Annotated in this window: 27 protein-coding genes; 23 read left to right on the forward strand and 4 right to left on the reverse strand. The window is 40.3% G+C overall.

From position 1 onward, the window contains the following. Window positions 1-852 (reverse strand): dihydrofolate reductase family protein, encoded by an 852-nt coding sequence (locus tag R8G33_06675; GenBank protein MDW3095336.1) that lies wholly within the window; start codon window positions 850-852, stop codon window positions 1-3. A gap of 25 nt (window positions 853-877) precedes the next feature. Between R8G33_06675 and R8G33_06680 the strand changes: the two genes are divergently transcribed. From R8G33_06680 to R8G33_06725, 10 genes are all read left to right on the forward strand, one after another. Beyond that, complete coding sequence (locus tag R8G33_06680; protein ID MDW3095337.1) at window positions 878-1,225, forward strand: hypothetical protein; 348 nt, start codon at window positions 878-880, stop codon at window positions 1,223-1,225. A gap of 5 nt (window positions 1,226-1,230) precedes the next feature. Then, window positions 1,231-3,027 (forward strand): DNA mismatch repair endonuclease MutL, encoded by a 1,797-nt coding sequence (gene mutL, locus R8G33_06685; protein MDW3095338.1) that lies wholly within the window; start codon window positions 1,231-1,233, stop codon window positions 3,025-3,027. A 4-nt stretch (window positions 3,028-3,031) separates the two neighbouring features. Further along, complete coding sequence (gene miaA / locus R8G33_06690; protein ID MDW3095339.1) at window positions 3,032-3,979, forward strand: tRNA (adenosine(37)-N6)-dimethylallyltransferase MiaA; 948 nt, start codon at window positions 3,032-3,034, stop codon at window positions 3,977-3,979. 93 nt (window positions 3,980-4,072) lie between these two features. Next, window positions 4,073-4,306 (forward strand): RNA chaperone Hfq, encoded by a 234-nt coding sequence (hfq, locus tag R8G33_06695; GenBank protein MDW3095340.1) that lies wholly within the window; start codon window positions 4,073-4,075, stop codon window positions 4,304-4,306. Window positions 4,307-4,338: 32 nt separating this feature from the next. Then, the gene (hflX, locus tag R8G33_06700; GenBank protein MDW3095341.1) at window positions 4,339-5,652 is read left to right on the forward strand and encodes a ribosome rescue GTPase HflX; all 1,314 of its coding nucleotides are present in this window, start codon (window positions 4,339-4,341) and stop codon (window positions 5,650-5,652) included. A gap of 44 nt (window positions 5,653-5,696) precedes the next feature. Next, a complete protein-coding gene (gene hflK / locus R8G33_06705) occupies window positions 5,697-6,830 on the forward strand; it encodes an FtsH protease activity modulator HflK (GenBank protein ID MDW3095342.1) in 1,134 nt (377 codons plus the stop codon). Between the two features lies 1 nt (window position 6,831). Beyond that, window positions 6,832-7,695: a protease modulator HflC gene (gene hflC / locus R8G33_06710; protein MDW3095343.1), complete on the forward strand. Its 864-nt coding sequence runs from the start codon at window positions 6,832-6,834 to the stop codon at window positions 7,693-7,695. Window positions 7,696-7,715: 20 nt separating this feature from the next. After that, entirely contained in the window at window positions 7,716-7,907 is a 192-nt protein-coding gene (locus R8G33_06715) for a DUF2065 domain-containing protein (GenBank protein MDW3095344.1), read from the forward strand. Window positions 7,908-7,922: 15 nt separating this feature from the next. Beyond that, window positions 7,923-9,107, forward strand: coding sequence for an ATP phosphoribosyltransferase regulatory subunit (locus R8G33_06720; protein ID MDW3095345.1), 1,185 nt, complete (start codon window positions 7,923-7,925; stop codon window positions 9,105-9,107). Window positions 9,108-9,122: 15 nt separating this feature from the next. Then, on the forward strand, window positions 9,123-10,412 hold the full coding sequence (locus R8G33_06725; GenBank protein ID MDW3095346.1) for an adenylosuccinate synthase: 1,290 nt from the start codon (window positions 9,123-9,125) through the stop codon (window positions 10,410-10,412). Here R8G33_06725 and R8G33_06730 read toward each other — a convergent pair. Then, on the reverse strand, window positions 10,409-11,008 hold the full coding sequence (locus tag R8G33_06730) for a GNAT family N-acetyltransferase (protein MDW3095347.1): 600 nt from the start codon (window positions 11,006-11,008) through the stop codon (window positions 10,409-10,411). The genes R8G33_06725 and R8G33_06730 overlap by 4 nt on opposite strands. Before the next feature lie 94 nt (window positions 11,009-11,102). Here R8G33_06730 and R8G33_06735 point away from each other — a divergent pair, with 94 nt between their 5' ends. After that, window positions 11,103-11,897 (forward strand): sterol desaturase family protein, encoded by a 795-nt coding sequence (locus tag R8G33_06735; protein MDW3095348.1) that lies wholly within the window; start codon window positions 11,103-11,105, stop codon window positions 11,895-11,897. A 20-nt stretch (window positions 11,898-11,917) separates the two neighbouring features. On the opposite strand, the gene R8G33_06740 is transcribed toward R8G33_06735, so the two are convergent. Beyond that, window positions 11,918-12,133, reverse strand: coding sequence for a hypothetical protein (locus R8G33_06740; protein MDW3095349.1), 216 nt, complete (start codon window positions 12,131-12,133; stop codon window positions 11,918-11,920). Between the two features lie 430 nt (window positions 12,134-12,563). Here R8G33_06740 and R8G33_06745 point away from each other — a divergent pair, with 430 nt between their 5' ends. The 11 genes from R8G33_06745 (at window position 12,564) to R8G33_06795 (ending at window position 22,318) form a co-directional block, all read left to right on the forward strand. Beyond that, on the forward strand, window positions 12,564-12,938 hold the full coding sequence (locus tag R8G33_06745; GenBank protein MDW3095350.1) for an SPOR domain-containing protein: 375 nt from the start codon (window positions 12,564-12,566) through the stop codon (window positions 12,936-12,938). A gap of 137 nt (window positions 12,939-13,075) precedes the next feature. After that, on the forward strand, window positions 13,076-15,307 hold the full coding sequence (rnr, locus tag R8G33_06750) for a ribonuclease R (protein ID MDW3095351.1): 2,232 nt from the start codon (window positions 13,076-13,078) through the stop codon (window positions 15,305-15,307). Window positions 15,308-15,328: 21 nt separating this feature from the next. After that, on the forward strand, window positions 15,329-16,072 hold the full coding sequence (gene rlmB, locus R8G33_06755; GenBank protein ID MDW3095352.1) for a 23S rRNA (guanosine(2251)-2'-O)-methyltransferase RlmB: 744 nt from the start codon (window positions 15,329-15,331) through the stop codon (window positions 16,070-16,072). A 101-nt stretch (window positions 16,073-16,173) separates the two neighbouring features. After that, the gene (gene rpsF / locus R8G33_06760) at window positions 16,174-16,641 is read left to right on the forward strand and encodes a 30S ribosomal protein S6 (GenBank protein ID MDW3095353.1); all 468 of its coding nucleotides are present in this window, start codon (window positions 16,174-16,176) and stop codon (window positions 16,639-16,641) included. A gap of 2 nt (window positions 16,642-16,643) precedes the next feature. Next, entirely contained in the window at window positions 16,644-16,868 is a 225-nt protein-coding gene (gene rpsR / locus R8G33_06765) for a 30S ribosomal protein S18 (protein MDW3095354.1), read from the forward strand. 71 nt (window positions 16,869-16,939) lie between these two features. Further along, entirely contained in the window at window positions 16,940-17,827 is an 888-nt protein-coding gene (locus R8G33_06770) for a hypothetical protein (protein ID MDW3095355.1), read from the forward strand. A 36-nt stretch (window positions 17,828-17,863) separates the two neighbouring features. Continuing rightward, on the forward strand, window positions 17,864-18,313 hold the full coding sequence (gene rplI, locus R8G33_06775) for a 50S ribosomal protein L9 (protein MDW3095356.1): 450 nt from the start codon (window positions 17,864-17,866) through the stop codon (window positions 18,311-18,313). 25 nt (window positions 18,314-18,338) lie between these two features. Then, on the forward strand, window positions 18,339-19,745 hold the full coding sequence (gene dnaB, locus R8G33_06780; protein ID MDW3095357.1) for a replicative DNA helicase: 1,407 nt from the start codon (window positions 18,339-18,341) through the stop codon (window positions 19,743-19,745). Continuing rightward, window positions 19,742-20,821: an alanine racemase gene (alr, locus tag R8G33_06785; protein ID MDW3095358.1), complete on the forward strand. Its 1,080-nt coding sequence runs from the start codon at window positions 19,742-19,744 to the stop codon at window positions 20,819-20,821. Before dnaB ends, alr begins: the two co-directional genes overlap by 4 nt. Window positions 20,822-20,904: 83 nt before the next feature. After that, window positions 20,905-21,660: a glycine zipper domain-containing protein gene (locus R8G33_06790; GenBank protein MDW3095359.1), complete on the forward strand. Its 756-nt coding sequence runs from the start codon at window positions 20,905-20,907 to the stop codon at window positions 21,658-21,660. A 169-nt stretch (window positions 21,661-21,829) separates the two neighbouring features. Next, the gene (locus R8G33_06795) at window positions 21,830-22,318 is read left to right on the forward strand and encodes a DUF5658 family protein (protein ID MDW3095360.1); all 489 of its coding nucleotides are present in this window, start codon (window positions 21,830-21,832) and stop codon (window positions 22,316-22,318) included. Window positions 22,319-22,322: 4 nt separating this feature from the next. On the opposite strand, the gene R8G33_06800 is transcribed toward R8G33_06795, so the two are convergent. Continuing rightward, window positions 22,323-22,664, reverse strand: coding sequence for a hypothetical protein (locus R8G33_06800; GenBank protein ID MDW3095361.1), 342 nt, complete (start codon window positions 22,662-22,664; stop codon window positions 22,323-22,325). A 291-nt stretch (window positions 22,665-22,955) separates the two neighbouring features. Between R8G33_06800 and R8G33_06805 the strand changes: the two genes are divergently transcribed. Continuing rightward, the gene (locus tag R8G33_06805; GenBank protein MDW3095362.1) at window positions 22,956-23,228 is read left to right on the forward strand and encodes a hypothetical protein; all 273 of its coding nucleotides are present in this window, start codon (window positions 22,956-22,958) and stop codon (window positions 23,226-23,228) included. Window positions 23,229-23,241: the final 13 nt, after the last annotated feature.

Genomic DNA, 23,241 nt, shown 5'->3' on the forward strand with positions numbered 1-23,241 from the left:
TTAGTTATTTTTCTCAAAAGAAAATTCAATATACCACTGACCCATAGCATTAGAATTTTCAGCATCCATATACATATTCTCTAATCTCATGCGACCAGAGGCATTTAACGCTTCGCCCGACAGCAAACTCTTAAAGTCATTACCTCCTATTAACTGATGGCTCATTGTCATATAAAGGCTGTGTACATAATCATGCTCAATCAGGTCTTGCAGTAAGTCAGGGCCAGCAACGAGATACACTGATTGATAGCCTTGTTGAATCAAATATTCTAGTAATAGTTGAACATTTACATGTTGATGAGCTCCCATTTCGTGCACTTGCTTTCCTGAATCCAGCCATCGCTGCTTATTAATTTGAGTCGCATTACCACCGGTAACAATATGTACTTTCTGCTCGGAACTATCTAACGAGGAGTGCCATGGAAAATCCAAGCTACCGCTTAAAATAACAACATCAGGATTTTTCTTTAGTCCTTGTAGTTGGCGCCAGTCATGCATATATTGTGTATCACTTGATTCAGGCAGCTGTAAAACATTGCCTAAGCGACCTGCATTTAATGCGCGCATGTATCCAGCATGGGTAATGATACAGTCAGCACGTGCATACAATTCAAGAAACAGCATGAAGTCCTCATCAGACTTAAGCAACCCAGGTAACTGGTAATAATCTTCACTAGCTTCACGTAATGCAATGCGCCCATCCAGACTGGTCAAAAAATTAGCATAGATATATGGCAGGCTGCTATTTCCCTTAATATTTCCTAAGACAGGCTGATCCTGTCTAAGATACAATCCCCTCAAGGGAACGGACTCACCGCCGCCCGGATATAAGCGAACAACTTTCTTATTCATTAGGTTTACAAATACTCTGTATCAAATGGCACTTCCAGTAATTCAGTCAGCAATCCCCAAAAAACGCTATCAATTTGGTGAGTTTACCGTCACTTTATTAACTGACATCAATAGCAATGACAAGGCGTCATACCAATTTATTGTAGCGGTACTTCGTGAAGGCAGTATTAAGCCAGAAGTATACATCACGTGTGAAGTGTTCACTTTAAACGATGCAGAATCTTATCGTGTACGAGTTTTATCAGAGAAAGATGAGCATATTATTAGTGAAGATAAGCAATGGCGTAATGAGCAAAAATTCTGCGACTATGCCTTACAAGGAATTCAGCAAATGTTCGAATTATCCGATGAAAATCCCATTCTGATTGCCTGATCATTATGCCTAGAATCATTCGCAAGCTACCTGACAATCTAATTAACCAAATCGCGGCTGGTGAAGTCATTGAACGCCCCGCATCAGTAATTAAAGAATTAGTTGAAAATAGCATTGATGCCACAGCCAGCAGCATAAACATAGACATAGAAAAAGGTGGTATTCAGCGTATTTCAATACGCGACAATGGTACCGGCATAGAAAAAAATCAATTGACTACCGCATTAACTCGTCACGCAACATCAAAGATACAAAGCATGGATGATTTACAGAACATCCACAGCCTTGGTTTTCGTGGTGAAGCACTGCCTAGTATTGCCTCAGTATCTAGGCTAACTATCACATCCAATACAGAACAATCCAATCAGGGCTGGGTATTACATAGTGAAGGTGGCAGTTGCGACCAAGAACCCAAACCCGCTGCTCACGCTAAAGGGACTAGTGTTGAAATAAATGATATTTTTTATAATACTCCTGCACGTAGAAAATTTCTTCGCACCGAAAAAACAGAATACACTCATAGCGAATTAGTCGTTAAACGATTGGCCTTATGTAATTTTCATGCTGCTATTACATTACGCCACAATCAAAAAACCATTTACTCTCTTCCCACCGCTCAAGGGATTGACGACAAAATCAAACGCATAGAAAAATTGATTGGCAAAGCTTTTGTTGAAAATGCCATTTATGTAGAACGCACCATAGATGATATAAAAATATATGGCTGGATTGCCGCGCCAACCTTCTCCAGAGGACAGGCTGATATACAATACCAATATGTAAACGATAGACATATTCGCGATAAAACTATTAGCCATGCAGTAAAACTCGCATACCAAGATGTGCTTTATCACGGGCGTCATCCAGCTTATGTTTTATTTTTAGAAGTCGACCCCAACAATGTTGATGTAAATGCACATCCGGCGAAGCATGAAGTTCGCTTTCACGATACCCGTTCAATTCATAACTTTGTTCGCCAAACAATTAAACAAGCAGTTAGTGAAGTTCGTCCCGCCTCTATCGATTCACATGATTTAAACAAACTATCTGCCATCAAATCCCCAGACACACTATCTGTTCAATCTTATATTTCGACATCTACACTTAGCTCAAACAACCAATTCCAAGCGTTATATTCTTCAGCTGTCGCAGAACCACAAACTCAATATCAAACAAATTTAGACTCTAAAACCAATACTCAAGCTGAACAAAGTGACATTCCATTACTTGGGTATGCTGTTGCTCAACTGCACGGTATTTATATACTTTCACAAAATAAACAAGGACTGGTATTGGTCGATATGCATGCTGCACATGAACGTGTGGTATATGAACAGCTAAAAATTTCTCAATCTACAAATGAGCTCGCACGTCAGCAATTATTAGTGCCCCTGCAAATTGCTGTGACGGACTCTGAAGCTAGCTTGATTGAGAACCGTCAGGCATTGTTTGACTCATTTGGATTCGAGATTAATCGCCTTGGCATGACCTCAATTGTTGTACGCACTATTCCTAATATTTTATCGACAATTGATATTCCTGAATTAATACGTGACGTGATCGCAGACATACTGAAAAATTCAACAAGTACACGAGTTGAAGAACTTCGCAATGAAATGCTTTCAAGCATTGCGTGTCATGGCTCAATACGTGCAAATCGCAGCATGACTATCCACGAAATGAACGCCTTACTAAGGTCCATGGAAGAAACTGAGCGCAGTAATCAATGCAACCATGGACGCCCCACTTGGATTCAACTGAGCATCTCTGATCTAGACAAACTATTCTTACGTGGTCGCTAGTCTTGTGAAAAATAACACTCCCCCAGTTATTTTTTTAATGGGGCCCACTGCTAGCGGTAAAACAGATTTAGCTATTTCACTCGTTAGAAATTCGGCCTGCGAAATTATTAGCGTGGATTCAGCTATGATTTATCGTGGCATGAATATTGGCACTGCTAAACCATCACTGAAAGAATTATCAATTGCTCCCCACTATTTAATTGACATCAGAAATCCAACTGAAAGTTATTCTGTGGCAGAGTTTTGTCACGATGCCAACGCACTTATTGATCAAATACACACAAACAACAAAATCCCCCTATTGGTGGGCGGTACAATTATGTATTTCCACGCCTTACAGTTCGGACTATCAGAACTACCAGCCGCGGATCAAGAATTAAGATCACAAATGAACGACATTGGTAAACAGCAAGGCTGGCATGTTTTACACCAAAAATTAACGCAGGTAGACCCGGAATCTGCAGCAAAAATTCATCAAAATGATGCACAAAGAATTCAACGCGCACTCGAAGTATATGAGTTAACTGGTGTCAAGCTTTCGTCGTATCACACTACCAAACAAACTGTCAGATCAGATGTGTCGATTATCAACATTGGCCTTTTCCCCGAAGACCGCGGCCAATTACACAAAAATATTGCAAGTAGATTTGATGACATGCTAAAAAATGGTGTTGTGGATGAAGTTAAGCAATTACGTAAAGATTGGCCACTAACTCCACAAATGCCATCTATGCGCTGCATTGGATATAGACAATTATGGAGCTACCTAGAAAACGAAATCAGCATTGAAGATATGCGTGATCAGGCGGTTGCCGCCACCCGTCAACTTGCTAAACGCCAATTGACTTGGCTAAGACATTATCCTGAAACAAAGCTAATAGATCCTTACGCGACTAGTAAAGATCACCTTAGTCAGCAAATAATTTACCAATTACAACGAACTAGCTGCTAAACTAATGACTCTAGGACAATTTCTGGGACAGTTTAAGCAGTGCTCAAGCACAACTTTTAATAAGAAGAATAACGAAGGTTAGGAGCAAACATCATGTCAAAAGGGCAAACATTACAAGAACCCTTCCTAAATGCGCTACGAAAAGAGAAAGTAGCTGTCTCCATCTATTTAGTGAATGGCATTAAACTGCAAGGCCAAATAGATTCATTTGATCAATTTGTTATCGTGTTAAAAAACACTGTTAACCAAATGGTGTATAAACATGCTATCTCAACTATTGTTCCTGCAAAATCAGTAAAAATTCCTTTTGGTGACGAAACAGAATAAAGCACTTCTAATATGGTGGAGAACACCACTATATGTTTGAACGCCCTAAGTCTGGTGAACGTGCACTATTAATCCATCCTGAATTTGGTAAATCCCCAGATCCTGCAGATACTGAAGAATTTTGTTTGCTTGCTCATTCTGCTGGCGCTCAAGAAATAGAAGTCATTACATATACTCGCCCTAAGCCTGAATCTCGCTTCCTTATTGGCCACGGAAAAGTTGATGAATTATCCGCTCTTGTGGAAGCACAAGAAATTGAGCTACTTCTGTTTAACTTCGAGTTATCACCTAGCCAGGAACGCAATATTGAAAAAGCATGCAAATGCAGGGTCCTCGATCGCACAGGCCTAATCTTAGATATTTTTGCTCAGCGAGCACGATCATACGAAGGCAAGCTACAGGTTGAACTTGCCCAACTAAAATTCATATCCACAAGGCTAGTACGTGGTTGGACTCACTTAGAAAGACAGAAAGGTGGAATAGGATTAAGAGGCCCCGGCGAAACTCAACTAGAAACTGATAGACGCCTGCTAGCGCAACGGGTAAAACACCTAGAGAAACGTTTACAAAAAGTACGTAAGCAACGCGAGCAAGGACGTCAAGCACGTAAGAAAAATTCAGTACCAACTGTCGCATTGGTAGGTTATACCAACGCGGGTAAGTCAACACTTTTTAATAGACTTACCTCTGCCAATGTATATCAGGCAGATCAATTATTTGCCACCCTAGACCCCACTTTACGTAAATTGGAATTAAGTAAAACTCAACATGTGGTATTAGCCGACACTGTAGGATTCATACAGAACCTTCCTCACGACTTGGTCGATGCATTTCATGCCACACTGCAAGAAACCTGTGAAGCAGACCTGCTATTACACGTTGTAGATGCTGGTAACGAATTGCGCAATGATCATATCGATCAAGTCAATCAAGTGCTTAAGCACATAGGTGCTGATGAATGCCCACAACTTTTAGTATTTAACAAAATTGATCAAACCCAACATATGCCGCATATTGATATGGGTGAAGACAAAAAAATTAATCGCATCTGGGTATCCGCACTAAAGGATCAAGGAATGAATTTACTGCATTCTGCCTTGCTTCAGTATTTCGAGTGCAAACAGACAAAAGTCACCATACATTTACCGCTAGAGCAAACAGAATTACGCACCTTACTTTACAGTCAAAATGCTGTACTCAATGAAACCTTTCACGCTGAAGGGGTATGGGAAATTGAAGCATCTTTGAGTAATATACTCAAAGATCGCTTTGCACCCTATATGTATAATCCATTAGATAACAAAACATCACAACATAAGGCTGATTTTTTGGCCCAGAGTGAATAGAATACACCCCTTAACCTTTTAATTTTTTCATATCGGAGAACTCCATGCCTTGGAACAGCCCAGGTAATAAAAACGACGACCCCTGGAATCGCAATTCTAATAATCAAGGCCCGCCTGATTTAGACGAGATATTTCAAAACCTCAGTCGCAAGTTTGGTGGTATTTTTGGAGGCAAAGGGGGCGGTTCTGGCACTGTACCAGGCAAAGGCGGCACAGCAGGTATTGGATTATTTGCCCTAATTGTTGCAGGTCTTATTTGGGCAGCTACTGGAATTTACACCATTACTGATGGTGAAACAGGCGTGATTTTGCAGTTTGGTAAGTACAAAGAGTTAACTAACCCAGGCTTACACTGGCATATGCCTTACCCGATAGAAGAACTGCGTGTCGTAGACATGCAACAAGTGCGTAGCTCAAAGCACCAAACCACCATGTTAACGAAAGACGAGAATATTGTTGAAATCATTCTTGCCGCACAATTCAGAATTAAAGACGCACCTAATTATTTATTTAACTTGCGCTTTCCTGAAGTAACAGTTAAGCAAGCAATGGAAAGTGCTATCCGTGAAGTGGTCGGCAAAAGTGGTGTCGATTTTGTTCTGTATGAAGGTCTAGAAGTTGTCTCTTCAAATACCAAAGCCCTCATGCAAGAAATTCTAGATCGCTATCAAGCTGGCATCGAAGTAACTACATTAAACTTAGAAAAAACCCAGCCTCCTGCACCAGTTCAAAGCGCATTTGATGATGTAATCAAATCACGCGAGGATTTAGAAAGATATATTGAAGAAGCAGAAGCTTATTCCAACACTATCGTACCTCAATCTCGTGGTGAGGCAGCGCGTATTATTGAAGAAGCCACTGCTTACAAAGAAGCAATTGTCTCAAAAGCAGAAGGTGAAGCAGAACGATTTGAAGCATTGCTTACAGAATATATAAAGGCTCCAAGTATTACTCGCGAACGACTTTACTTAGAAGCGACTCAATCAGTATTTTCAAATACGACTAAAATAATGGTCGATGTTGAAGGTGGCAACAACTTAATGTACTTACCATTAGACCAGCTAATGCAAAATAATCGTGCGCCATCTGGCTCAGTTAATTTAGGCTCACCTACTCCTTCCAGTGGCTCAGCCAGCAACAACCCGCGACGCACCGTGCGTGGCAGAGAGGTACGATAAGATGATTTCTAAAGCTCTAGTTACACTTGGCATACTAACCGTTGTTGTTTTCAGTCTATGTGCGTACACCGTAGATGAAACTGAACGCGCTATACTATTTAAATTTGGTGAAATTAAAAAAGCTGACATTAAACCTGGATTGCACTGGAAAGTACCATTCATTAATAATGTGAAAATATTCGACTCGCGAATTCTGACTCTAGATGTACAGCCCGATTTATTCCCAACTAACGAGAAAAAATACGTTTATGTAGACTTCTTTGTTAAATGGCGTATCGATAATGTACGCGACTACTTTGTTGCGACAGGTGGATTAGAAGAACGTGCCAACAGCCGTTTAAGCCAAATCACTAAAGATGAGTTACGTGATGAATTTGCGCAACGAACTATTAAAGAATCGGTATCGGGTGAACGCGCTGACATCATGGCAGCACTAGTAGTTAAAGCAAACAATATCTCAAAAGAACTTGGTATTGAGATTGTCGATTTACGCGTCAGCCGTATTGACTACACTGACGATATTAGTGGATCAGTTTACGAACGTATGAGAGCCGGTCGAGACCGGGTAGCTAAAGATTTCCGTGCCCGTGGGAAAGAGTCAGCAGAAAAAATACGCGCTGCGGCCGACCGTGAACGCCAAATCACATTAGCGAGTGCCTATAAAACTTCTGAGCAATTGCGTGGTGAAGGAGATGCCACTGCTGCAGATATTTATGCTCAAGCCTATGGCAAAGACGAAGAATTCTACAAGCTCACTAAAAGTTTAAATGCCTATAAGCAGACCTTTAATAGCAAAGGTGATGTGCTGGTACTAGAGCCAGATTCTCAGTTCTTTCGCTACTTCAACCAGTCCAAGCCGAAGTAGCCGAGAATTAAACTCACACAATGGCTAACGACCTGCTAGCCGCTTGCGCACTGGTGTTAGTATTAGAGGGAATTCTTCCCTTTGCCAGCCCACGCAGCGTGCGCAAGTTATGGGAGAATATTGCTACCATGCCTGACCGAACTTTACGCATATTTGGATTAGTGAGCATGCTAGTAGGCGTGGTACTCTTAACCCTTATTCGTCAAAGTTAATACTATTAAATCTTCATGTCTTCACGCACTCGTTGGTTACTACCCGCAGGTATCGAAGAAGTGCTGCCTGAAAATGCAGCTATTCTGGAATCATACCGAAGAAAATCTCTAGATCTTTTTGCTTCTTGGGGATATCAGTTAGTCATTCCGCCTTTCATTGAGTTTTTGGACTCCTTACTTGTCGGTGAATGTGAAGATTTGAATCTACAAACATTTAAACTGACTGATCAATTATCTGGACGCACTATGGGTGTTCGCGCAGACATGACACCTCAAGTGGCTCGCATTGATGCTCACATGCTCAAGTCTGATACACCAACTCGATTATGTTATTGCGGGACAGTACTTCACACTTTACCAGAAACAGCCGGCGGTACACGCAGCCCTTTACAAATTGGCGCTGAATTATATGGTCACTCTGGCATAACTAGCGACGTAGAAATCATTTCTTTAATGACTACAACATTAAATGCTAGTGGTATTAGTGAAATTCTATTGGATATTGGCCACACTGGAATATTTGATGCATTAATTAAATCTGCCAATCTTACTCAAGAAGTTGAAACAGATTTATTCTCAATGCTACAACGCAAATCGAAACCAGATATTGTGACATTACTTGATTCCATAGATTGCTCGACAGAATTTAAAACATCGATAATAAACCTTGTTGATTTACATGGCTCTGCTGATGTACTAACACGCGCCCGTGAACAACTTTCAATAGGTGGACAAGATCTAATAAAGTGCATTGATTACATTGAAAACTTAAGTTCAGCGGTAAACTCTTCAATTGGTAATACTAAAATCCATTACGATTTAGCAGAATCTCGTGGCTATCATTACCAACAAGGCATCGTATTCACAGCATTCTGCGCGAGTAGCGGAGACGAATTAGCACGAGGCGGGCGTTACGATAATATTGGTGAAACTTTTGGACGCGCCAGACCGGCAACTGGATTTAGTGCTGACCTAAGACGCTTAATTACTGCTTCTAGCCATCAAGCAGCACAAACTAAAGGTGCAATTTATGCACCCAATGTCAATGATGCAAACTTAGCAATGACCGTCTCTGAACTACGCACTCAAGGTGAAGTAGTTATTTACGGTCTTAGTGGCGAAGTTAACGAAGCTAGCTTATCCAGCTGCACACGGACCTTAAAAAATGAAAATAATAAATGGGTAGTTAAGGATCTATAATTAAGGATATATAGGATGAATAAAAACGTAGTTGTTTTAGGAACTCAGTGGGGAGACGAGGGCAAAGGTAAGATAGTCGACATGCTAACGGCTAAAGCAGATGCTGTCGTACGTTTCCAAGGTGGGCACAATGCTGGCCACACCATTGTCGTTGGGAATGAAACTACTATATTGCATCTGATACCTTCAGGAATTTTACGCGAGAATGTCGAATGTTATATAGGCAATGGTGTAGTGTTGTCACCAGAAGCCTTGTTTGAAGAATTAAGCATGCTAAACAAACGCGGCGTTGACGCACGCTCAAGATTATTTTTGTCTGACGGTTGTCCATTAATTCTTCCATATCATATTCTGCTAGACCAGGCGCGCGAAAAAGCACGTGGCAAGTCAGCTATTGGTACTACTGGACGCGGTATCGGACCTTCTTATGAAGATAAAATTGCCCGCAGAGGATTACGTGTTGGCGATTTCCTAAACATAGATAACATGCTATCCAAGCTAGACGGTATTCTCGATTATCATAATTTTGTTTTGAAAAATTACTACCAGCATGACACCTGTGATGTCAAACAACTTTCTGATCAACTTCATGAGTGGGCAGAACAAATCAAACCAATGATTAGCGATGTAAGCGCACGATTAAATGTGCTGCAAAAACAAGGCAAGAAAGTATTATTTGAAGGCGCTCAAGGAACACTGTTAGATATTGATCATGGTACGTATCCTTATGTTACCTCATCAAACACAACTGCTGGAGGAGTTTGCTCTGGTAGCGGCGTCTCTCCTAGCTCCATTGACTATGTTCTTGGCATCGTTAAAGCGTATACCACGCGAGTAGGTGGGGGACCTTTCCCAACTGAACTATTCGATGCAGTCGGCGAAGAACTAGGAACGCGCGGCCATGAATTTGGTGCTACCACTGGCAGACAACGTCGCTGCGGTTGGTTGGACGCTATCGCACTAAAGCGTGCCATGTATATAAATGGCGTTACTGGCATCTGCTTTACCAAACTGGATGTGTTAGACACCTTAGATGAACTTTGCATTTGTACTTCTTACCAATCTAATGGCCAAGCAGTTGATTCATTGCCACTGAATGCTGAAAACATTGAAAACTGCACTCCGAACTACATCACCATGCCGGGATGGAAAAGCTCTACTGTTGGTGCTACTGATTTTGACCAGCTACCAGAAAATGCCAAGAATTATATTAAGAAAGTAGAAGAATTATTGGAAGTGCCTATTGATATTATTTCTACCGGGCCTGAGCGTAGCGAAAATGTTATTAGACTAGATATTTTCTAATTCCTCTCAAAATCAAAACGCATCAATACCAGCGGGCCCTTGTCTGTTAAAAATTCATGATTGGCTACATCTATCTCACGAGATATCACAAATTGATTACGTTTATAAAATTTAATTGCCCTAACATTCGTAGCAAATACAAAAACCTCTAAAGTTGGAAAGTTATAGTAAGCAGCTTGTTGCTTAACACTATCCAACAATCGCTGCCCTATTCCCATTCCACGGCAATCACTATTAACGCAAATAGCATCTAGATGCCAACTGTCAGTCAGCTTATTATCAACAAAATACTGGATATACTGAAATTGTTGTTCTGAATAATATTGCTTAACATTTTCATTAATCATTAGCCCACTAGAAGGAAAACTTAACGCTATTCCAATGACTTTATTTGCCAGATCCATAACTATTGTATTTGCAAAAGAGTAATGAACTTCTCGCGACAATAAGTCGCTCATTATTTTTTCCGCACCTCCAGGCTTAAGCTTTTCTTGCCCAAACAAATAGTCACCTGCCCCTTGAGCAGACTGATTAATTAGCCGTGCAATATCTGCACAATCAGACAATCGTCCTTCTCTTATCAAGAATTTTTCCACAAGATCTTCGATACGCAGTTAAATTTCATCAATGTACTTATATATTAACAAACATCATCTATACTGATCTATTTCAAGGCTATATAGTTAACCTATGCTTGATGGATATATCAATGAGGAAAACATAAAACTACTTCTTATTGCGGGTATATATTTAATTTTATTTACTATTGAGCATTATGCTCCTTACTTCAAGAAAAGAGAGCACCATCTTCCACATGTACTGCGTAACTTTACTCTGGCATCAGTCAATATATTAGTATCCACAATATTTTTTATTCTCATTCTCAAGCAAGTCCTAGACTGGACTACAGACAATCAGATTGGACTGCTTAATCAACTGAACCTGCCTAATACTTATTCATTTTTGTTGGCCATCTTATTAATAGACTTATGGCAATATATTTGGCACCGACTCAATCATCAAATTCCTTGGTTATGGAAATTTCATCAAGTTCATCATGCAGACAAAGATATGGATGCGAGCACAGGTCTTCGCTTTCACCCAGTAGAAATTATTTACTCTAATTTAATTCGCACATGCATTATCCCTCTTGTGGGTCTGCAAATCGATCACCTACTAGCATATGAAATATTATTACTACCAATCATATTATTTCACCATAGCAATATAAGAATTAATGAGCTCACTGATAAAATTTTACGCCTCTTTATTGTCACTCCCCACATACATCGATTACATCATTCAGATATTCAGAGAGAAACGGATTCTAATTACGCAAGCGTCTTTTCTATCTGGGATAGACTATTCAATTCTTATACGATGCGCTCGATAGAGCACAAATTTAATCTTGGACTAGGCGATAAATTTTCTGAACCACGATGGAATCGTGTTTACGGGATGCTAACTCTTCCTTTTATCAAATAAAGAAAATTAGCGGAATGCTATTAGTGTTTTCCGAACTCTTGAAATAACTGATCAAACTCTTCTGGCGACACCTTAAGTTCTTGCGTCTCCAACCCAGGATGTCTACGATCTGGATTTATTCGTCGCTCTCTTAATACAACTTCTCCACCTGCAGCCTTCATTGGGAAACGCACATGTCCAGCCTCAGTTCGGCGACTATTTTTATTCCTAATTTTAAAATCTGCTTTAATCTTCATATCTGATCTGATTAGCTAGTGATTTCTTGACGATAATTTTACTCGCCTAACACACTAAGAATGTGACTTTGTTAACGTAATTTATACCAACTCACCCTATGAATATGGTTTGTATAAGCGATTTCACATTAAAAATGACTCATCCTCACTAGATAGCATCGTAATACAATTGCGTAGAAAAGCAGACTATTTTTGAATAATTATTAACAATGATAATTTCCGCATCCATTTTCTCTAATAAATATAAAATTTCACAAAACAATTATTAACCAAAATAAATTTGTTAGCATAAATTATGCATGAACTCGGCTTAATTAACTTACAATACACTTTTAACTATTCAAGAATAGAGAAAATAGTGAAAAAAATAATCTTTCTCACCCTACTATCGATACTCTGTATAAGCTCTATTACGAAGTCAGATCCACAATTGAGCACCTATAGCATTCAAATTGGTGCTTACAAAAACCCACCAGAGAATCTCATCAAAAGAGTAGAAAAATTTGGAGTAATACATACATCAAAATTCGGCGACATAACCCGGGTAAATGTTGGAAGCTTCAAAAGCAGAAGCAAAGCACAAGAATTTCTATTAAATATCCAGGAAGCCGGCTATCAAGATGCTTTCATCTCTCGATTGAATATGATCTCAGCTACAAGCAATCTTCAAGAAACACACCAATCTGATTCAACAAGTGAAATGACTAAATTCAGAAACCTGTCAAATACAGACAAAGATAAAGCCGTCTTCATTAACGGAAAACTACACCTTAAAGAAGATAACAAATTTATCCCTGTATTATAGGTTCAGCCATGTAAAGATATAAAAACGCTTTTAAGGTCGTTTTATTATCAATTACAATTTAGTTCTACGTTTATCAGCCTAAAACCGGTAGTATTCGCTGATGAAAAAGAAACTCTCATCCATACCGCTCCTTTGAAATGGCTAAAAATAAAAAATCAAAAAAAAGCAGCGACCCTCATGCTGAGAGAGAAGCAAAAAAATATGCTCATCCGATCGCGAGTCGGGAGTTTATATTAGAACTTATCGACAAAAACGAAGGCCCGGCAACATTTACTAAATTAAAAAAATCATTGGGTTTATCTACTGAGCGCGACCTTGAATCATTAGAACGCAGACTACGCGCCATGGAACGTGATGGCCAGTTAGTTCGCAATCGACAAGGTTCATACCTCCCTGTTGGTCGAGCTGACCTAGTTCGCGGACGCATTATCGGCCACCCTGATGGATTCGGATTTTTAAATCCAGACGAACATGGTGAATCCGATATATTTTTATCCCCGCGAGAAATGCGCGCAGCATTACACGGTGATCGCGCTGTAGCTCAGATCACACACACAAAAAGAGATGGGCGCAAGGAAGGCCATTTGGTTGAAGTACTTGAACGCGCCAATGAACAAATCGTTGGCCGGTATCATGAAGAACAAGGCATGGGTTTCGTCATCCCCGATAACAAGCGCTTGCATCAGGATATTTTCATTGCCGCCAATAACAAGAATGGTGCTGTCCACGGTCAAATTGTAATTGCTAAAATTATTGAGCAACCCACTAAAAGAAAACAACCGATTGGTGAAATATCTGAAGTCTTAGGTGAACACATGGCGCCTGGCATGGAAATAGATATTGCTATTCGCGTACATTCATTACCAAGCGATTTTTCTCAACAAGTTATCGATGAAGCAGAATCCTTTTCTGAACAATCCATCATTGAAGAATCTCCAAAAAGAAAAGATCTGCGTGCAACTCCCTTTGTAACAATAGATGGTGAGGATGCTAAAGATTTTGATGATGCAGTTTATTGCGAGAAAAAGGATGGTGGCTGGAAATTATATGTAGCTATTGCCGATGTTTCTTTTTATGTGCAACCAGGCAATGAATTGGATAAAGAAGCACAGTGGCGTGGTACGTCCGTATATTTTCCAGGACAAGTTATTCCCATGCTGCCAGAAAATCTGTCCAATGGTCTATGTTCATTAAATCCAGAGATACCACGTTTAACACTTGTATGCGAAATGAGTATTTCACAGACTGGAGAAATGCAAAGTTATCAATTTTATAAAGCTGTAATTAAGTCACATGCAAGACTTACATATACGCAAGTGGCAGCTGCAATTGTAGAAAAAAAAGCAAAAGAACGTTCAGCGATCGGCGAATTGTGTACTCACTTAGACGAGTTATTCAACTTATTCAAAGAACTATTGCTTTATCGCGAACAAAGAGGTGCTATAGACTTTCATTCCACAGAGACTAAAATCGAATTCGGGCCTGATAAAAAAATTGTTCGCATCTACCCTTACGAAAGAAACGACGCACATCGCATAATCGAAGAATGTATGATTGCCGCTAACGTTGCTGCAGCAAAATATCTCACCAAGAATAAAATTCCAGGCTTATACCGCATTCACGAAGGCCCAACAGAAACTAAGTTAAAAGAATTACGCCAACTCCTTAAAACTTTGGGATTGAACTTACCTGGCGGTGAAAAACCTGAACCCAAACATTACGCAAATCTAATCAAACAAGTAAACCGACGCGAAGAAGATAGATGGATAGAAACCATGTTATTGCGTTCACTATCACAAGCTGTTTACAGTCCAGATAATGCGGGTCACTTTGGGTTGGCACATGCATTTTATGCGCATTTCACCTCACCGATTCGCCGCTATCCGGACTTAATTGTACATCGCGCAATTAGCCACTTAGTTGATAAAAAGAAAGCAGCTACTTTCATGTACAGCCACAACGATCTGGTACTTCAAGGCGAGCATTGCTCAATGACAGAACGCAGGGCGGATGATGCTACGCGTGATGCAGAAGCAACATTAAAATGTGAATTCATGCAGGACAAAGTGGGCAAGATATTTACTGGCTCAGTGACCGGTGTAACATCTTTTGGTCTATTTGTAGAACTACTTGATGTGTATGTCGAAGGGTTAGTTCACATTAGTACATTATCTGATGATTACTATCACTTTGATCCGTCTAGAATGACTTTAGAAGGCGAGTTAACTCACAAGACATATCGACTTGGCGACACAGTCGAAATTATTGTCACCCGAGTAGATATTGATGAACGCAAAATTGATTTTGTCTTAGAGCAAAACAAAAATCCCAATAAACGCAAGCGCCCTAAAAAGCCTAAGCGAAAATAACTTAAGCAAAATTATATTTAGATGAGCAAGAAAGAGATTCTTCCTGGCATCCATACAGTTGACTCACTGTTGCGATGGCAACCACAACGTGCACATTCTATTTGGCTAGAGCAAAATAAAAAAAATCACCGCATTGAACAGTTAATTGCATACGCCAAAAAACTGGGTATATCTATTCAGCAAGTGCAACGAGTCAAATTAGATCAATTATGCGAAGGTGCACAACACCAAGGCATTGCTGCCAGCTGTTCGCCCACTCCTCTTTTAGACGAGCATGACTTGATCACTCAAGTTAGCGGCGCACCTACCCCTCCACTAATATTAATTTTAGATGAGATCAGTGACCCACATAATTTTGGCGCTTGCTTAAGAACCGCAGATGCTGCCGGAGTTGCCGCAGTGGTGATCCCACAAAGAAATTCTGCGCCTTTTTCTCCTATTGTTCATAAAATAGCCTCTGGCGCCACACTAAGACTCACGATTACCAAAACCACAAATTTATCAAGGTTTATAGATGCGATCAAAAAATCCGGCGTATGGGTCTACGGTGCAGCAGGAGAAGCCTCCAAATCAGTCTACCAATCCAACCTTACTCAAGCGTCAGCCATTGTAATGGGCGCTGAAGGCCAGGGATTGAGACGTCTAACACAAGAACGCTGTGATGAGCTCTACTCGCTCCCAATGTTAGGTGGTGTAGAAAGCTTAAATGTATCTGTAGCTACTGGTATTTTCCTATATGAGGCAGTGCGACAACGAGGTCATTGAATGTTCCACCCTGCTCACGTACACTTCGCGTCTTTAATTTTACCAGCTACCTTTCCTCACCGTTAATGTCCACGGGAGGACACAGACCTTAAGGAGCCATAATGAGACATTACGAAATCGTATTTCTGGTCCATCCAGATCAGAGCGACCAGGTATCTGCTATGGTCGATCGCTACAAAGCCATGATTGAAAACGGAAATGGTAAAGTCCACCGTTTAGAAGATTGGGGCCGTAGAATTCTTGCATACCCTATCAATAAGATCCTTAAAGCACATTATGTATTACTCAACATTGAGACTACTCAAGAGATTCTTGACGAGCTAGTCAGTGCATTCCGCTTTAATGATGCGGTACTTCGCCACATGGTATTGAGCTGCAAAGAAGCAGTGACTGAGCCTTCTCCAATGATGAAGTCTCTTGAAAGAGAGCGTGAGCGTGATACACGCGAAACTAGACCCCCAAGAGCCGAACAAGCTCCTAGCGAAGAAGCAACTGAAGCAGAAATAAACGATGCTGCTGAAGCTGCACCAATTGAAGAAGCTGCAACCGAAGCAGCAGTGGAGGAATAATCATGTCTAAATATTTTCGCAGAAGAAGATACTGCCGATTCACTGAAGAAGGCATTAAGCAGATCGACTATAAAGATATCGATCTACTGAAAGATTTCGTCACGGAAACAGGCAAAATTGTTCCTAGTCGAATCACAGGCACTAAAGCACGCTATCAACGCCAGTTAACAACCGCTATCAAGCGCGCGCGTTACCTAGCTTTACTGCCGTATAGCGACCAACACTAAGAATTTGGCGTCCTAAAACAGAAGTTTAATGGCGCCAAACTCTTAGCTCAAACAACCCTAGGTTGTTCGCCATGATGAAGAACTTTGCCAGCTTTACGCTTTCGGGAAAGTTTCCCGCATTTACTGTCGTCTTTGGCTTTTTATTGTTTGCATTAGTATTCCCATTAAGTGCCGTAATAAGCGGTACTGCCATCGTACTAATCACGCTACATGCTGGACCCAAGAATAGTTTTTCAATCGTCCTAGCTTGCACCATAGCATTATCTCTTATGAGTGCTGTTTTAATTGGCAATGCTTCCCTTGGCGCCGCAACAGGAGTTGCTCAATTATTACCTAGTTTCATACTTGCCGTGATTTTTTACTCAACACGCTCTTTATCGTTATCGCTGCAAGCAGCTTCACTACTAGGCGCTCTTGCATTCATCCTTGTCAGTGCAGCTTTCCCAGATAGTGCTCAATTTTGGCAACAATCTTTAAGCTCAATCTTAGCTCCGGTACTTGAAACAGGTGGATATAACGCTGAACAAAGCGCCGTTATTATTGCTCAGACAGCTAAATTCATGACCGGTTTATTGATTGCTTCTATCGTGTTGGTACATAGCTGTATCTTGTTATTTGGCTACAAGCTGAAATGCATTGTCGATGATAACCAGCAATTTAAACGTGATTTCCAATCAATACGCTTAGGCAAGGTACTTGCGGCACTGGCAGTTGCGGTTGCTATATGGGCATTTCTGGCCCAATCAGCCTTCGCAGCACAACTATGCGGCATATTGACAATCCTATTCTTTTTGCAAGGAATGGCGGTCATCCATACCACTAGTGGGACCATGACAAAAGGCAAACTATGGTTAATAATTGCCTATATATTAGTGATATTTGTTCCGCAAGTGATCCTCGCCGTTATACTGCTAGGTATATTCGAAACATTTTTCAAAATACGCGAACGCGTTAAGTAAATAAATAAACATATTGATATTTGAAGGGAAAAAGCAATGGAAGTTATTTTATTATCAAAAGTAGAAAACCTAGGTGCGCTAGGTGACAAAGTGAATGTACGCTCAGGTTTTGCACGCAATTATCTTATACCTCAAGGCAAAGCTAAATTTGCCACACCTGAAAATATTGCTGAGTTTGAGGCGCGCAGAGCCGAACTCGAAGCAGTTGCCGCTAGTGCTTTAGCTGAAGCAGAAGAGCGTAAAGCCAAATTAGATGGCGTATCAATCACAATTCCTGCAAAAGAAGCAAGTGAAGGTAAATTATTTGGTTCAGTTAACAACGTTGATGTTCTAGAAGCATTGAATGCCCAGGGCCACCAAATTCAAAAACGTGAAATTCGCATGCCTGATGGCGCATTCCATAATATTGGTGAATACCAAATTGAATTGCACTTACACTCAGATGTAGACGCAACAGTAACTATCAATATAGTTGCTGAAGAATAGCTATTAAAGGTCATAAAACCTAGATATGGCAGAAACAATTTCTAGCGCAGATTACTCTGCACCAAACGCAGAATCGTTACGCACGCCTCCTTACTCGCTTGAAGCAGAACAGGCAGTACTTGGAGGCTTGATGCTCGAGAATGGCACCTGGGATCAGATAGTCGACACTTTGAACGAAAATGACTTTCACTTATTTGATCATCGCATAATATTTAGAGCTATTGCTGATCTTGCATATCAGAATCACCCATTTGATGTTGTCACCCTAGCAGACAAAATCAAACACTCTGAAGATGCTTCCGGAGTTAATAGTAAGAACATTACTGCTTATATGGCAACGCTTGCCAAAGAAACTCCTACTGCCGCAAATATCTCTGCTTACGCCGACATTGTTAGAGAAAAATCTATCCTGCGTCAGCTAGCTACCACCGGCACTGACATTGCCGGCACAGCATATCAACCACAAGGCATGCATAGCCGTGATCTACTGGATATTGCCGAGAAGAAGATTTTTGAAATAGGCGATCATGGTTCTAAAGGCATGGGCGGTTTTAAGGGCATGAAAGAATTGCTTAAGACAACTGTAGAACGGATTGACGAATTATTTGAGCGTGGTGACGCCATTACAGGTACAGCGACAGGTTTTGATCAGTTTGATGAAAATACTTCAGGCTTACAAAAAGGTGATCTAATTATTGTCGCTGGTCGACCTTCTATGGGCAAAACCAGTTTAGCTATGAACATGGCTGAATATGCAGTGATACAAAAACAAGAAACAGTAGCGATCTTCAGCATGGAAATGCCTAGCCATCAATTGACTATGCGCATGCTGTCTTCAATTGGACGAATAAATCAACAGAATATTCGCACCGGAAAGCTTTCAGATGAAGACTGGCCAAGACTAACCAGCGCAGTATCCATGCTCTCAGAATCGAAACTGTTTATCGATGACAGCCCCGCATTAAGTCCCACTGAAATTCGTGCACGCGCACGACGATTAAAGCGTGAGCATGGATTATCTTTAATCGTTATTGATTACTTACAGTTAATGCAAGTAACAGGTAGCAACGAGAATCGGACTAATGATGTCTCTGAAATTTCACGCTCATTGAAAGCACTCGCAAAAGAATTAGAAGTCCCGGTAATCGCATTGTCACAGCTCAATCGAAGTCTTGAGCAACGTACAGACAAACGTCCAGTGATGTCTGATTTACGCGAGTCTGGTGCGATTGAACAAGATGCTGATCTAATTGTGTTTATATACCGAGATGAAGTCTATAACGAAGAAACACCAGACAAAGGCACAGCAGAGATTATTGTCGCAAAACAACGTAATGGCCCGATATTTAAAACTCGATTAACGTTTTTGGGTCAGTACACACGTTTCGAAAACTTTATTCCCGAGATGTATAGTAACGAGAAATATTCATGAGACGTTCGGCATACGCCTTAATAAGACTAGAACATCTCGAACACAATCTAAATATTCTAAGAACATTTGCTTCAAACTCGAAAATAATCTCAGTAGTTAAAGCAGATGCTTATGGACATGGTTTAGCGAAAACTGCACAAGCGCTATCACAGAGTGATGCATTTGCTGTTGCATGTGCAAATGAAGCTGTCGAATTACGCGCTGCTAGAATCTTGCATCCTATTATTTGTTTACAAGGTTTTTCAAACGAGGCAGAGTTAAAAATGATTGCCGATGCCAATGTGCAGGCTGTCATACATAACAACCAACAAATCAAACTACTAAAAAGCCACAAGCTCAACCAATCCATTCAAGTATGGCTAAAAATCGATACCGGTATGGGACGGCTGGGTTTTCGCCCAGAAGACGCACGCCATGCCTACCAACAGCTACAAACTATTAATTCCATATCCAAAATTCGCTTAATGACACATTTTGCTAATGCAGACTTGCTGGATGACGATTTTACCCAACGCCAGTTAAAATCATTTGATAATGTAACAAAGAGCTTGCCGGGATGTGAAAGAAGCGCTGCCAATTCCGCTGCAACACTTGCTTACTCAAATTCACTCTATGAGTGGGTGAGATCAGGATTAGCGTTATATGGTATTTCTCCCTTTCAAGTAGACAAAACCCACCCTGACACCAGCGAACTAAAACCAGTAATGTCATTACACGCGCCTTTAATTTCAATCAAGCAATTTAAACAAGGCGATAAAATTGGTTATGGAAGCACATATACCTGTCCACGTGAAATGCGTGTTGGTGTCATTGCTATTGGCTATGCTGATGGTTATCCGCGCACTTTAACAACTGCTGTCAATGTAAGTTTAAATGGCAATCTTGCTCCCATCATAGGGCGTGTCTCTATGGATATGATTACTATTGATCTTAGCCATACAGACGCCAACTTAGGTGATGACGTCGAACTGTGGGGGGATGATATTTCAATAACTGAGATTGCTAATTCAGCAAACACTATTAGTTATGAGTTACTATGTGGCATCTCAGGGCGCGTCGATCGACGTTACCAGTAAAATATTCTTCCAGCAAAATTGAACTGAGTTAAGTTAATCTTGACTAACATGCATAAGAACTCTGCATTCCTAAAGGATTCATTATGCAATCACACCAACAAACCACCTCACTTCCAGTAAGCTTTTCATCGGTCCTGCTATTGGTATTTGGCCTTAATGCATGCTCAACCTATGGGGACAAAGTAGCTCCAATACCATTACCAAGTGAACAAACAGGGGGACTTGAAGTTAATAATGTTGGTTTATATGCCGAAGCCTACTTGGAGCAAGACGCTGCTGAACAGGCATTTGGCTTTGATATCAGAGGAGCTGGCGTACTACCGGTAAGATTTGTACTTGACAATCAGTCTGAAGGCGATATAGAAATCCGTGGTGACCAAACCTTTTTAATTGACGCCGAAAATCAAGCGTGGCCTTTACTGACTTATGACCAAGCATACCGACGTGTCAATCAACACGTAGAGCTAGGAGAAACTGCTAAAGGCGCGGCTAAGCCGGCAGTATTACTTGCGGCGACAGGTGCACTGGTCGGTGCAGCAGTTGGTGTTGTTACGGGTGATAGCGCAGCAGAAGGTGCTGGTCGTGGTGCAGCAGCAGGAGCTGCGGCGGGCGCTGTAATTGGTGGTGCAAAACGTTACCAAGAAATTGGCCAAGAAATCAGAGAAGATCTAGCCCATGATTCATTTGATAATCGCAGTATTGAAACTGGTGAGATTGCTCATGGATTTTTATTCTTCCCAGGCAACCAGGAGATTTCTTCTCTAAACTCATTAAGAGTTTCAATCATTATGAATGATCAACCACAAACAATTAAATTAACATTACATGAAAAGATTTAACTCAAACTCAATCTGTATATTACGCACTGAACTAAATCTATCGATCATTCCTGAAGCACTTGTTATAGCTAAAAACTGTAACTGTGAACTCGTTCAAACTAATAGTAAGGAATTTTAATAACAGCTGTGGGATAGTGAGGGACTACAAAAATAATACACATTACTTGTCGTGAGCACATTCGAAAGCGAACAAAAAATCATATCAAGCAGTAGCTCTGATTTAGATCGACGCGAGGAAAATGAACGTAGAAATCCTACTTTAAAAGGATTTATTTTAGGATGCTTTAAATGCCAACGTAGAGATCAACGCCGTGCCAACTGTAATGCTCATTACAGAACTGATTGGTACGACACAAAATTATTTATAATGGCTTTGGGGATTCTGTTTTTGTCAGTTGCCGATGCCGCTATGACAATGACACTTTTAAATAATGGAGCTGTTGAAATAAATCCATTTATGAATTACCTACTGAAACAAAGTATTCATGCGTTTGTATACACAAAGCTAGCACTGACGTCAGTTTGTATATTTGTATTAGTAGCTCACTATCACTCTAAATTATTTAATACTATTAGAGTAGATATATTATTAACGTTTGCACTAATGGTTTATTCAATTCTAGTAATATACGAATTAATTTTATATTTCATCTATTAACAAATCAGTGAAGCAGCATGGGATCTTCTTCTCTCAATCTAATTAACTGCCGCTGCCATAAAGTTATATTGCTAGGATTTGAACCGCGAGAAATAGCATCCAGCCATTTATCGTGACATAACATTAACAATTCCAAACCTTCATCAGTAAAATCCGACATCTTTAATTCGAAATCCAACCAATCTTTCTCAGTGATTTTATCCTCATGTACCAAGCCTGTTTCTTTAAAAAAATGTAACAATGGCTTATATCGATTCGAGAATTCTTCTGCTGCTTTTTTCTTAACGTTGTCTTCTGAACCTTCATCTACGTACCACTTACACGCATCTATAACCATATCTTTCATATTGCTTGCCTCCATTTAGTTATTTCATCCTTGTAGTACACACAATATTTATTACATAAATATGTTATCGCTAAGTGTAACTCCTGGAATGAGTACTCGGTCAACAAATTGCTCATCTACCCATCCGAAATATATGGCCTTTTATCATCGAAGAAATCAATGATAATCAACGTTAAAATTGATATGGCCGTTTATGCGATTAAAATCACAAATCTAAAATAAATGATTTTTGTTAATATTATGGTAACAATTCTCACAAATACTTTGCTTAACCAAAGTAACTAGCAACACATGATGAATAAAGACACTATTGCCAATAAAGGAATTTGCACACTTTGCCCTAAGTGCAACATGAATACACGCTCACATTATTTACATAGTCAGCTTATTATTTCTTACTGCGAATGCCAGAACTTAGGAGGCTTACATATTGGTTTTAGCGAAAAGCCATTTTGGAAGTTATATTCAGACATGACCAAGCATGAGTTCCTTGACTTCGCTCAAAGTGCACAAGCGTATGTAGAAGCGATGAAAGAGACACAATTATATTCAGAATCAGCCTAATACAGCACACTTG

This window comes from Gammaproteobacteria bacterium, assembly GCA_033344735.1.
GTDB lineage: Bacteria > Pseudomonadota > Gammaproteobacteria > UBA4575 > UBA4575 > UBA1858.

Bases quoted from the DNA above. Each gene is read 5' to 3' on its own strand.
- R8G33_06675 (MDW3095336.1), bottom strand. From the start codon at position 852: ATGAATAAGAAAGTTGTTCGCTTATATCCGGGCGGCGGTGAGTCCGTT.
- R8G33_06680 (MDW3095337.1), top strand. From the start codon at position 878: ATGGCACTTCCAGTAATTCAGTCAGCAATCCCCAAAAAACGCTATCAA.
- mutL (MDW3095338.1), top strand. From the start codon at position 1,231: ATGCCTAGAATCATTCGCAAGCTACCTGACAATCTAATTAACCAAATC.
- hfq (MDW3095340.1), top strand. From the start codon at position 4,073: ATGTCAAAAGGGCAAACATTACAAGAACCCTTCCTAAATGCGCTACGA.
- hflX (MDW3095341.1), top strand. From the start codon at position 4,339: ATGTTTGAACGCCCTAAGTCTGGTGAACGTGCACTATTAATCCATCCT.
- hflK (MDW3095342.1), top strand. From the start codon at position 5,697: ATGCCTTGGAACAGCCCAGGTAATAAAAACGACGACCCCTGGAATCGC.
- hflC (MDW3095343.1), top strand. From the start codon at position 6,832: ATGATTTCTAAAGCTCTAGTTACACTTGGCATACTAACCGTTGTTGTT.
- R8G33_06715 (MDW3095344.1), top strand. From the start codon at position 7,716: ATGGCTAACGACCTGCTAGCCGCTTGCGCACTGGTGTTAGTATTAGAG.
- R8G33_06720 (MDW3095345.1), top strand. From the start codon at position 7,923: ATGTCTTCACGCACTCGTTGGTTACTACCCGCAGGTATCGAAGAAGTG.
- R8G33_06725 (MDW3095346.1), top strand. From the start codon at position 9,123: ATGAATAAAAACGTAGTTGTTTTAGGAACTCAGTGGGGAGACGAGGGC.
- R8G33_06735 (MDW3095348.1), top strand. From the start codon at position 11,103: ATGCTTGATGGATATATCAATGAGGAAAACATAAAACTACTTCTTATT.
- R8G33_06740 (MDW3095349.1), bottom strand. From the start codon at position 12,133: ATGAAGATTAAAGCAGATTTTAAAATTAGGAATAAAAATAGTCGCCGA.
- rnr (MDW3095351.1), top strand. From the start codon at position 13,076: ATGGCTAAAAATAAAAAATCAAAAAAAAGCAGCGACCCTCATGCTGAG.
- rlmB (MDW3095352.1), top strand. From the start codon at position 15,329: ATGAGCAAGAAAGAGATTCTTCCTGGCATCCATACAGTTGACTCACTG.
- rpsF (MDW3095353.1), top strand. From the start codon at position 16,174: ATGAGACATTACGAAATCGTATTTCTGGTCCATCCAGATCAGAGCGAC.
- rpsR (MDW3095354.1), top strand. From the start codon at position 16,644: ATGTCTAAATATTTTCGCAGAAGAAGATACTGCCGATTCACTGAAGAA.
- R8G33_06770 (MDW3095355.1), top strand. From the start codon at position 16,940: ATGATGAAGAACTTTGCCAGCTTTACGCTTTCGGGAAAGTTTCCCGCA.
- rplI (MDW3095356.1), top strand. From the start codon at position 17,864: ATGGAAGTTATTTTATTATCAAAAGTAGAAAACCTAGGTGCGCTAGGT.
- dnaB (MDW3095357.1), top strand. From the start codon at position 18,339: ATGGCAGAAACAATTTCTAGCGCAGATTACTCTGCACCAAACGCAGAA.
- alr (MDW3095358.1), top strand. From the start codon at position 19,742: ATGAGACGTTCGGCATACGCCTTAATAAGACTAGAACATCTCGAACAC.
- R8G33_06790 (MDW3095359.1), top strand. From the start codon at position 20,905: ATGCAATCACACCAACAAACCACCTCACTTCCAGTAAGCTTTTCATCG.
- R8G33_06800 (MDW3095361.1), bottom strand. From the start codon at position 22,664: ATGAAAGATATGGTTATAGATGCGTGTAAGTGGTACGTAGATGAAGGT.
- R8G33_06805 (MDW3095362.1), top strand. From the start codon at position 22,956: ATGATGAATAAAGACACTATTGCCAATAAAGGAATTTGCACACTTTGC.